This is a genomic window from Streptomyces sp. URMC 123 (assembly GCF_051386515.1).
Taxonomy (GTDB): Bacteria; Actinomycetota; Actinomycetes; order Streptomycetales; family Streptomycetaceae; genus Streptomyces.
This window is the reverse complement of the sequence record NZ_JBPQTV010000245.1, coordinates 1-9,684: the sequence shown is the minus strand read 5'-3', so window position 1 is coordinate 9,684 and position 9,684 is coordinate 1. Positions and strand designations below refer to the sequence as shown.

The following is a 9,684-nucleotide window of genomic DNA, read 5'->3' as shown; positions in this document are numbered from 1 at the left end:
CCCCCTCCCAGGGGATGCGAGTCCCCGCGCCCCCGGAGATGCTGGGAGTGACCGGCATCGGTTCCGCCCTGGTTCCGCGCCGGGAATCCCCAGGGAGGATGGGATCATGTCCATGCTCGACAAGCTGAAGTCACTGGTGAAGGGCCACGAGGACACGGCCCGCCAAGGCGTCGAGAAGGTGGGTGACGCCGTCGACACCAGGACCCAGGGCAAGTACAGCCGGCACGTCGACACCGCTCAGCAGAAGCTGAACGACCAGATCGGCGGAGCGCAGCGGCCGCCCGACGAGGGCAACCCGCCCCCGGCCTGACGCCGCCGGGCCGCCGCCCGACCGGCCGGCCCGCCCCGCCCCGTACGCCGCCGGGCGCGCTTCTCCCTCCGCGCGCCCGCGGCTCGGCGCGTCCGCGGCCCCGCGCACCCGGCGGCCTCCCGCGCCCGGAATGCCGCGTGAACGCCGCCGTCGGGAAAAGGCAGAAGCACCCGCGCCCGTAAAGGACGGACTGCGGGAAATCCCGTACGCCGTTGCCGTTTTTCGCGCCGCACGGCGCGTCGGGGCGCACGGAATCGGCGTACGGAATCAGGGTGTACGGAATACGAGAACGGCGTTCTGTCCGCCGAATCCCAGTGAACAACTGGCCACTGCCTCCAGCGCCGTTTCCCGGGGGACCTTGGCAACGATGTCGAGATCGATGGCCGGGTCCTGCCGATCGAGATTGGCGGTGGGGTGAATACGCTGATGGACCAGTGACAGAACCGCGCAGACGGCCTCGATCGCACCGGCGGCGCCCAGCGCGTGACCGATGATGCTCTTGGTCGCGGTCACCGGTGGCCGGCCGGGAAAGACATCGCACAGCACCCGCCCCTCGATCAGGTCGTTCTGCTGTGTGGACGTGCCGTGCGCGTTGACATGGCCGATGTCGCCGGGCGCCAGGTCCGCGTCGGTGAGCGCGGAGCGCAGGGCGCGCCGGGCGCCCTCGCCCGTGGGGTGGGGGGCGATGGGGTGGTGGGCGTCGGCCGTGGCGCCGTATCCGCACAGCAGCGCGTGGACCCGCGCGCCGCGCGCCCGCGCGTGATCGGCGCGCTCCAGCACCATCATGCCGGCGCCCTCGCCGAGCACGAAGCCGTCGCGGTCGGCGTCGAACGGCCGCGAGGCGCCGGCGGGGTCGTCGCCGCGGCCGGAGAGCGCGCCCATCCGCCAGAACGGCAGGGCGGTGAAGGCGGAGTTGCGGGCCGACTCGCTGCCGCCGGCGATCACGATGTCGCAGGCGCCGGAGGCGATCAGGTCCCGGGCGACGCCGATGGCCGTGGCACCGGAGGCACAGGCGGTGGAGGTGCCCAGGTTGGGGCCGCCCGCGCCGAGGTCGATGGCGATCTCGCCGGCGGCCATGTTGGGCACGCTGCGCGGTACGAGAGTGGGCGTCAGGGTCGAGTACAGACCGCGCATGAGCTTGGGGTACTCGCGGGGGCAGCTCTGCTGGCTGGTGGCCCCGACGCCGACGACGACACCGACCCGCTCGCCCTCCCACGCCCCGGTGTCGAGCCCGGCGTCGGCCACGGCCTCCCGTGCGGTGGCGACGGCCAGATGGATGAAGGCGTCCGTGCGCCAGGTCAGCCGGCGGCCCAGGACGTCGGCCGCGTCGAAGTTCCGCACCCGGCAGGAGAAGTCGATGGGCAGCCCCTCCAGCTCGGGGTCCTTCGCGGCGGTGGGGACCCCGGCGCAGAGCGCCTCCCAGGTGTCCGGCACGCCGACCCCGGCCGGCGTGATCAGCCCGAGCCCGGTGACGGCGACCTCCTCGCGCCGGCGGTCGGTCACCGCGCGCCGTCCGTGCCGGCGACGGGCTGCGGCTCGGGGTCGTCGAAGATCTCCTGCATCCGGGCGATGGCCTGGGCGAGCGTGGCCTGGGAGTCCAGGCCGTCCAGCCGCTCGGTCACCTGCACCCCGGTCTCCTCCTCGACGATGACCAACAGCTCCATCAGTGCCAGAGAGTCCATGCCCAGTTCCTCCAGCGTGGCGTCCGGCCGGAGCTGGTCCTCGCCGATCCCGAAGTGCTGCTGGAGATAGCCGGTGACTTTCGCCTCGATGTCCACTGCGCGTTCCTGCATGGCACTCTTTTCCTCGTCGTTTCCTCGTCGCGGCGTTCTGGCGTCGGACACGATGGGAATTCATCGTACGGAAGGCCAAGCGTATCCCGAGCAAAAGAGAAGGCGCGGAAGACGCACCGACGGCGGTGTCCGCACCCCTGCCGCACATCGGATAGTCACGATAGTCACGAGAACTGCCCGGTCACGTACCCATTACGGACCCGTCACCGCTGGGAATACGGCCGGTCCTTATTCGGGCCGGCGCGGTTGAACAGAGCATGGATCACCAACAGAAGGACCCTCGACAGAAGGACCCTGGTGCCCAGCGAATCCCCGCCGCCGCGGCCGTCGGTGCTCTGCCGCACGCAGAACTCAGCGGCGCCTACTGGCTCGACTCCCCCGCCTATCTGCCCATCACCTGTTCCCTGGCCTGCGGGCGGCACCGCGGCCACGAGCAGCCGCTGCCGCCGGTGACCGGCCTCAGGGCGGCGACAGTCTGACCTTTCCGCAGTCCCGGCCCGCCGGCCGGCCCTTCAGGAACGCCGGGACCCACCAGTTGGCCCGGCCCGCGAGGAACAGCGCTCCCGGCACCAGCAGCATGCGGACGAGCGTGGCGTCGAGCAGAATGCCGACGAACAGCCCGACGCCCACTTCCTTGATCGCCACCACGCTGCTGGTGCTGAACGCCGCGATCACCACCAGGAGCAGCAGCGCCGCGCTGGTGATGAGACCGCTGGTGTGCGTCAGCCCCAGCGTGACCGCCCGGGTGTTGGTCCCGGTGCGCAGGTACTCCTCCCGCACCCGGGAGAGCAGGAACAGCTCGTAGTCCATGGACAGCGCGAAGAGCACCACCACCACGACCATGGGCTGGGTCGCCTCGACGAAGCCCAGGGGCGTGAAGCCCAGCGCCCCGGACAGCCAGCCGTCCTGGAAGACCCAGGTCATCGCCCCCAGGCAGGCGCAGGTGGACAGGAGGGAGGTCAGCACGGCCTTGGCCGGCAGCAGCAGCGAGCGGAACATCAGCACCAGGACCACGAAGGTGACGAGGGCGATGGCCAGGGCGACCGGGAGCACATGGGAGCGCAGCGCGGCGAGCATGTCGACGTCGAAGGCCGCGTCGCCGCCCACCAGTACCGTGAGGCCGGGCGGCGCCCGGGTCTCCCTGAGCTGACGGACCGCCGTCTGTTCCACGGCGGGGGCCGTGTCGGCCGGGCGCACGGCCACCAGGGCGGCGTCCCCCTCGGTCGCGACGACCTCGACCTCGCCGACGCGGGGCGACCGCTCCGCGGCCGCCAGCCACTCCCGCAGCGCCCGGCGGCCCTCCGGCGCGGCGATCGGGCCGTCCTCCCGGCGCACCACCGCCTCGATCCTGGCCCGTTCCTCGGCGGGGAAGTCCCGGTGGACGGCCTGGAGGACCCGCCGGGTCTCGGAGGACTCCGGAAGCGTGCGCTCGGAGATGCCGGCGAAGGCGACGTGCGTGACGGGCAGGGCCGCGGCCACCAGGACGGCGGTGCAGGCGGCCAGCCACAGCGCCGGGCGGCGGGCGACGAGCAGCGCCAGCCCGTACCAGAATCCGCTGCGCCCCACGGCGTGCCGGCGGTGGCCGCCCGCCGCCGCCCGGTGCCGCCCGGAGCGGTCGCCGAGCAGGGGGCTGCGGCCCTTGTCCAGCCGCCGGCCGAGCAGTCCCAGCAGCGCGGGCAGCGCGGTGAGCGCGGCGCCGGCGGCCGCGACGACCACGGCCACTCCCCCGATGGCCAGCGAGCGCATGAAGGCCAGCGGGAAGAAGGCGAGGGCGGCGAGGGCGACGGCGACGAGCCCGGCCGAGAACGCGACGGTGTGGCCGGCCGTGCGCAGGGTGGCGGTGAGCGCCTCGTCGGTCGCCCCGCGCAGGCGGCGCTCCTCCCGGAACCGGGTGATGATCAGCAGCCCGTAGTCGACGGCGAGGCCGAAGCCGACCATGGTGACGGTGTTGACGGCGAAGACGGAGATCTCGGTGACGGAGCTGGCGACGCGCAGCACCGCGAGCGCGACCAGCACGGCGATGCCCCCGATGCACAGCGGCAGCACGGCGGCGACCACGCTGCCGAACACCAGGATGAGCAGGACCAGCAGCACCGGCGCGGCGATCATCTCGGCCCGCACCAGGTCGGCGCGGGAGCGGGCGCTCGCCTCCTCCAGGAACGGGATGGAACCGCCGTGGATCACCGAGACGTTCGCCGGCGGCCTCAGATCGGCGCGCAGCCGGGCGAAGGTCCGCCGTTTCGACTCGTCGTCGTCCCCGCGCAGCAGGACGCTCAGCAGGACGGCCTGCCCGTCCTCCGACAGGGTGAGCCGTGCCCGGCCGGCCGTGTCCGGGCCGTCCCTCCCGTCGGGGCCGTCCCGCGCGCCCGGTTCGGGCCGCGGGGTGCGGTCGGGCTGGGCGGTGCGGTCGGCCAGGGGCCGCCAGGCGTTCTCGACGGCTGTGACGAGCGCGCGGCCGTGCAGCTCGGCCGGCTTCTCGCTGCGGAAGAGCAGGATGGCGTCGGGGGTGTCGCGGCCGAAGCGCTCGCCGGCCACGTCGGCGGCGCGGTCCGACTCGGCGCCGGCCACGGTGAAGCCGCCGCTGCTCAGCCGGTCGAACACGGTGGCCGCCGGGAGCGCGCACAGCGCGCACAGCAGCAGCCAGGCCGCGATCACGGCTCTCGGCGCCCGGGCCCGCAGGGGTGCGCCGAGCCGGCTCATGGGCGGTCCAGCAGGTCCGCTTCCCGGGCGACCGCGGTGAGGATCGGCTCGCGCCACCGACCCCCAGGGGCGGCGGGCCCGGCGGCGCGGGCCGGGCCCTCGTACCGGAGCCAGGTCTGATCGAGCGGGCTGGGACGCGATCGGCGCCGGGTGCCGACAATCGGCATCACAGAGCTCCTCATCCTGGAGTTCGCCCGCAGGGCGCAGTCGAACCGCATTCTTCCCCCGCTCCCACCAGGCACGACACCGCCATCCGTGTGATCACGGCGAGCGGGCGCGGCGGGTCGCGTGAGTGACGCGTCGTCAGGGGCGTACGGCGCCGGGGGATGACGACGGTGCGGGGCGGGGTGTACGGCGTCGGGCGCGGCCCGGCGGCGAGGTGGAGCGTGGTGTGGGGAGCCGGCGTCAGCGAGGGCCGGGGAGGCGGTGGAGGCTGTCCTCCAGCTCGTCCAGGGCGGCCCGGGCCGCGGCGATGCGCCGGCGCAGCCGCTCGGGGTCGTCGTCGCGCGCCGCGGTCGCCGGCTGACGCTCCTTGCTCTCGTTGCGCGCGGTGGCCGCGGCCTCCAGTTCCCGGGCCTCCTCCAGGGAGTTGATGACCACGCCGATCAGCAGATTGACCAGGACGAAGGAGCCCAGCAGGACGTAGGAGGCGAAGTAGAGGATCGTCCAGCGGGAGATCTCCAGGCCGGCGTGGACCGCCTCGCCCAGCCCGTCCAGGGTGATGAGCAGGAAGAGGGTGAGGAACGACCGGCCCAGGGAGCCGTAGTGCTCGGGGTCGGTGTCGGCGAACACCACCCAGCCGATCATGGCGTAGATGTACAGCAGCAGCGACCCCACCAGCAGGAAGCTGAGCGTGCCGGGGAGCGACTTGCCGACGGCGACCAGCACCACACGTACCTGAGGCAGGAAGCGCGCGGTGCGCAGCACACGGGCCAGCCGCAGCAGGCGCAGGGCGGTGGCGTTCTCCCGGGCGAAGGGCAGGAACGCGAGGAGGACGACCGCCAGGTCGAACAGGTTCCACGGGTCCCGCAGGAAGTCACGCGGCCGGTCGGCGTGCGCGACGGCACGGAGCAGGATCTCGACGGTGAAGACGGCGAGGAAAGCGTGTTCGAGGAGGGTCAGTTCGGTGTGCCAGCGGCGGACGACACCGGAGTAGGTCTCGACGCCCAGCAGGGCGGCGTTGGCGACGATGACGAGGAACGCCGCGGTGCCGAACCAGGTCGAGTCCACGATGCGGCGGGCGCGCTCGGCGGCCGTGCCGGCCGCCGGATCGGCGGTGAGGTCGGGCATGGCTGACCTCCGTTCCCACGGCCCGCGCCACAGTGCGCTGCGATCCTAGGACGTTCCTCCCCGTGACCGGCCGTCATGGGGCGGTGGCTCGCCCGTTCTGCTGGAAGATCGCCGATTCCCGTTCGGCCGCCGCGCCGACGGGCGCATAATGCGGGGCCGGCCGCGGCGTCAGATCGCCGGGTTCCGGCCCGGGGCCGGTGCCCCGCCGCGCTGGTTGAGCCGGTCCGCCGCACGCTCGTTGAGGCGGGAGCACCACAGGGCGAGCCGGCCGCGGTCCGGGCGGACGGCGGCGGCCACCTCCCGGCCCTCCACGCCACCGCCCGTGGTGCCGACGGGCCGCGGCAGCAGCCGCGCGGCGAGCGTGCTCAGCCGGGTGGTGAGCACCGGCGCCAGCCCGTGGACCTTGGCGCCGACCCGGGCGACCGGGGTGAGCACCAGCCGGGGCCTGCGGTGCTCCAGGGCCGTGACGATCCGCCCGGCGGCACGCTCGGCGTTCATCGACAGCACCGGCAGCCCCGCCAGCGCCGAGAACCAGGCGAACTCCTTCTCCGCGTCCCCGGTGAAGTGGGCGTGCAGATGGGAGCCGGTGCGCATCAGCCCCGGGTGCACGGCCGTCACGCTCACCCCCTCGCGGGCGTGCTCCTCGCGCAGGCCCTCGGCGAGCGCGGCGACGGCGGACTTGGCGCAGGAGTAGGGCAGCAGATGCGGCACGGCGAGCAGCCCGCCGATGGACCCGATCAGCCCGAGCCGGCCGCCGGCCGGGCTGCGCCGCAGATACGGCATGGCCTCCAGGGCGGTGTGCAGCGCGCCGAAGAAGATCGAGTCCATGGCGTCCCGGAACTCGTCCACGCCCATCGACTCGACCGGCCCGACCTGGACGATCCCGGCGTTCCCCACGACGAGGTCGATCCCGGTGCCGCGGCCGGCCACCTCCTCCATCAGGGCGCGCACGGCGTGCCGGTCGCGGACGTCGCAGACGGCCGTGCGGACGGCGCGGCCCCCCGCGCGGTGGAGCAGCCGCTCGGCCTCCTCCAGTTCATGGGCGTCCCGCGCGGCGATGGTGACCTCGCTGCCGCGCTGCAGGAGTTCCCGGGCGATCAGCAGGCCGAGGCCCCGGGAACCGCCGGTGACCACGGAGGAGAGCCCTCGGAGCTGCGCCATGTCCTTCTCCTTCGCCGACGTCGTGCGGAGGGCGTCCGAAAGGCCGGCGTCGCCCGCCGGCCCCACCTCGCCCGTGCCGAGTGCCCGCCGGGCCGCTCGGCACACGTGGTTCCATCCGTACACGGGGTCGAACGCCCGCGCACCCGGGGCGCGCCCGACCGGCGGCGCGCGGCGCACCGGCCGCCACGAAGCCCCTACTGGAAGCGCATGTACGTCAGCTCGGCGCCCTCCAGGCCCCCCACCTCCTGGACCAGGGCCCCCGTCTCCTGGACGGTCGGGGACTGGGCGACCGCCTGCGCCGTTCCGGTCACCGTCTCGGCGCCGGTGAAGACGAGTCCGGTGGCCGGCCAGGTGCCGGGGCCGTGGGCGGGGCCGCCGGTGGGGGGCGACACCGGGGCGACGGCGTGCGCGAGGGCCGGCGCGAGGCCGACGAGCCCGGTGGCCAGCACGGCGCTGAGCATGGGGCGTACGAGTCGCATGGAAACCTCCGTATGCGGGGCGGCTTGTGCGTTTCTGCGAGGTTCCAACGACGGGGCGGGGCCGGGGTACCGGTCACACGCCCATGTAGGCGGCGAGCAGCAGGGCCACGTCGTCGGGCCGGTCGGTGGCGCCGTGGGCGTCGCCCACCAGGGCGTCGGCCGCGCTCTCCAGGTCGTCCGGCGAGGTGCGGGCCAGGCGCTCGCAGACGGCGGCGATGCCCTGGTCGATGTCCTCGCCGGGCTTTTCGACCAGCCCGTCGGTGTAGAGGGCGAGCACCGCGCCGCGCGGCACCTGGAACGGCGTCACGGGGTAGTCGGCGTCCCGGTCCACGCCGAGCAGGGTGCCGCCGGGCAGCTCCAGCGGTTCGGCGCGGCCGTCCGCGTGGCGCAGCAGGGGCGGCGGGTGGCCGGCGCGGACGGCGCGGGCGAGGCCGCTGCGGGGGTCCAGCTCGATGTAGCAGCAGGTGGCGAAGACACCGGCGTCGAGGTCGGCGAGGAGCTGGTTGGTGTGGCGCAGCACCTCCCCGGGTGAGCCGTCGCTGGTGGTGAACGCGTGCACGGCGCTGCGCAGCTGGCCCATGACGGCGGCCGCGGCCACGCTGTGCCCCTCGACGTCGCCGATGACGAGGGCGACCCCCCGGGCGGTCTCGATGGCGTCGTACCAGTCGCCGCCGATCTCCATGCCCTGGGTGCCGGGGAGGTAGCGGCCGGTCATCCGCAGGCCGGGCACCGGGGGCAGCCGGTGGGGCAGCAGCGCGTTCTGGAGGCCGCGGGCGAGGGTGAACTCGGCGTCGTACAGCCGGGCCCGCTCCAGCGCCTGGGCCACCAGGCCGCCCAGCGCGGTGAGCGCGGCCCGCTCGTCGCGGGTGAAGACGCGCGGCCGGTCGTAGCCGAGGATGCAGGAGCCGACGGGGTGGCCGGAGGCGACGAGGGGCAGGAACGCCCAGGACTGCATCCGGTCGAGCGAGATCTCGGGGTAGGCGGCGCTCAGTCGGTTCCGGGACTCGAAGAAGATGGGGGTGCCGGTGGTGAGGGTCTCCACGCCGGGCAGATGGGCGTTCAGCGGCACCCCTTCGAACTCGTCGAGGAACCCCTCGGGATACCCCGATTCCCAGGCCAGGTGCATGCGGCGGTCACGGATCACATAGAGCGCCAGCTCCTGTCCGCCGAAGGCCGGCAGCAGTTGTTCCGCGACGGCCGCGCAGACCTCGCGCACGGTGACGGCCTCGGTGAGCACGCTCGCCATCTGGACGACGTGGTGGAGCGCGCCGGCCCGGGCAAGGGCGCCGGAGCCGGCCACGGCGAGCGGGCCCCTGGGCTCGGGCGGCTCCACGTGCGCGCCGGGCGCCTCCGGGGCCCGGGTGGGGAAGACGCGGCCGGTGAGGCCGTGGACGTCGGGGTGGAGGACGAAGCCGAGCCACTGCCCGTCGGGGTGGCGCACGGTGAAGGAGGTCGCCTCCTGGGACAGCATCGCGGCCCGGTAGCGGTCCTCGTAGGCGGGGTCGGCGAGCCAGGGCAGCACTTCCCAGGGGTGGCGGCCGAGCAGCGCGGCACGGTCGCGGCGCAGCAGTTCCTCGCCGCGGCGGTTGGCGTAGGTGACCCGGCCGTCCTGGTCGAGGGAGAAGATGCCGTCCGGGAGGCGCTCGGCCGCCTCGGCGGCGGTGACGCCGGTGGCGGCGTCGACGACGACACCGACGAGGCGGCGGGCCCCGGCGGGGGCCTGCTCGGGGCCGGGGGCCGGCTGCCGGGCGGCGGTGTCCGCGTCGGCGGAGTGCCGGTACGGCAGGATCTCGGGCCCGGTGGGGGCGAGCGGAGGTGCGGTGACCAGCCGCCCCCAGAGCTCGACCGGCCGGCACGGGGCCGATACGTCGGCGGGCCGGGTCGGCGTCGGCGTTGACCGCGTAGTAGTCGCGGCCGACCCCGTCGGTCAGGGCCAGGGAGACCAGCCCCG

10 protein-coding genes are annotated in these 9,684 nt (G+C 74.3%); 3 read left to right on the top strand and 7 right to left on the bottom strand.

The genetic code is table 11. The features are described from left to right. The first annotated feature begins 106 nt into the window (after window positions 1-106). The gene (locus tag ACSNOD_RS23425; protein ID WP_436769000.1) at window positions 107-310 is read left to right on the top strand and encodes an antitoxin; all 204 of its coding nucleotides are present in this window, start codon (window positions 107-109) and stop codon (window positions 308-310) included. 267 nt (window positions 311-577) lie between these two features. On the opposite strand, the gene ACSNOD_RS23420 is transcribed toward ACSNOD_RS23425, so the two are convergent. Beyond that, a complete protein-coding gene (locus ACSNOD_RS23420) occupies window positions 578-1,813 on the bottom strand; it encodes a beta-ketoacyl-[acyl-carrier-protein] synthase family protein (protein ID WP_436768999.1) in 1,236 nt (411 codons plus the stop codon). Next, a complete protein-coding gene (locus ACSNOD_RS23415) occupies window positions 1,810-2,103 on the bottom strand; it encodes an acyl carrier protein (protein ID WP_436768998.1) in 294 nt (97 codons plus the stop codon). Before ACSNOD_RS23415 ends, ACSNOD_RS23420 begins: the two co-directional genes overlap by 4 nt. 257 nt (window positions 2,104-2,360) lie before the next feature. Here ACSNOD_RS23415 and ACSNOD_RS23410 point away from each other — a divergent pair, with 257 nt between their 5' ends. Continuing rightward, window positions 2,361-2,582, top strand: coding sequence for a hypothetical protein (locus ACSNOD_RS23410; RefSeq protein WP_436768997.1), 222 nt, complete (start codon window positions 2,361-2,363; stop codon window positions 2,580-2,582). Here ACSNOD_RS23410 and ACSNOD_RS23405 read toward each other — a convergent pair. From ACSNOD_RS23405 to ACSNOD_RS23385, 5 genes are all read right to left on the bottom strand, one after another. Then, window positions 2,563-4,803: an MMPL family transporter gene (locus ACSNOD_RS23405; RefSeq protein WP_436768996.1), complete on the bottom strand. Its 2,241-nt coding sequence runs from the start codon at window positions 4,801-4,803 to the stop codon at window positions 2,563-2,565. The genes ACSNOD_RS23410 and ACSNOD_RS23405 overlap by 20 nt on opposite strands. Window positions 4,804-5,208: 405 nt before the next feature. Then, window positions 5,209-6,093: an ion transporter gene (locus ACSNOD_RS23400; protein WP_436768995.1), complete on the bottom strand. Its 885-nt coding sequence runs from the start codon at window positions 6,091-6,093 to the stop codon at window positions 5,209-5,211. Between the two features lie 168 nt (window positions 6,094-6,261). Further along, window positions 6,262-7,254 (bottom strand): SDR family NAD(P)-dependent oxidoreductase, encoded by a 993-nt coding sequence (locus tag ACSNOD_RS23395; protein ID WP_436768994.1) that lies wholly within the window; start codon window positions 7,252-7,254, stop codon window positions 6,262-6,264. Window positions 7,255-7,448: 194 nt separating this feature from the next. Beyond that, entirely contained in the window at window positions 7,449-7,733 is a 285-nt protein-coding gene (locus ACSNOD_RS23390) for a hypothetical protein (RefSeq protein ID WP_436768993.1), read from the bottom strand. 73 nt (window positions 7,734-7,806) lie between these two features. Continuing rightward, complete coding sequence (locus tag ACSNOD_RS23385; protein ID WP_436769001.1) at window positions 7,807-9,360, bottom strand: SpoIIE family protein phosphatase; 1,554 nt, start codon at window positions 9,358-9,360, stop codon at window positions 7,807-7,809. Here ACSNOD_RS23385 and ACSNOD_RS23380 point away from each other — a divergent pair. Then, window positions 9,265-9,630 (top strand): hypothetical protein, encoded by a 366-nt coding sequence (locus ACSNOD_RS23380; protein WP_436768992.1) that lies wholly within the window; start codon window positions 9,265-9,267, stop codon window positions 9,628-9,630. The two genes, ACSNOD_RS23385 and ACSNOD_RS23380, sit on opposite strands and share 96 nt — an antisense overlap. The last annotated feature ends 54 nt before the right edge of the window (window positions 9,631-9,684 follow it).

Excerpts from the sequence above, each read along its gene's own strand:
- ACSNOD_RS23395 (WP_436768994.1), bottom strand. The coding sequence starts at position 7,254 with ATGGCGCAGCTCCGAGGGCTCTCCTCCGTGGTCACCGGCGGTTCCCGG.
- ACSNOD_RS23410 (WP_436768997.1), top strand. The coding sequence starts at position 2,361 with ATGGATCACCAACAGAAGGACCCTCGACAGAAGGACCCTGGTGCCCAG.
- ACSNOD_RS23425 (WP_436769000.1), top strand. The coding sequence starts at position 107 with ATGTCCATGCTCGACAAGCTGAAGTCACTGGTGAAGGGCCACGAGGAC.
- ACSNOD_RS23415 (WP_436768998.1), bottom strand. The coding sequence starts at position 2,103 with ATGCAGGAACGCGCAGTGGACATCGAGGCGAAAGTCACCGGCTATCTC.
- ACSNOD_RS23405 (WP_436768996.1), bottom strand. The coding sequence starts at position 4,803 with ATGAGCCGGCTCGGCGCACCCCTGCGGGCCCGGGCGCCGAGAGCCGTG.
- ACSNOD_RS23400 (WP_436768995.1), bottom strand. The coding sequence starts at position 6,093 with ATGCCCGACCTCACCGCCGATCCGGCGGCCGGCACGGCCGCCGAGCGC.
- ACSNOD_RS23390 (WP_436768993.1), bottom strand. The coding sequence starts at position 7,733 with ATGCGACTCGTACGCCCCATGCTCAGCGCCGTGCTGGCCACCGGGCTC.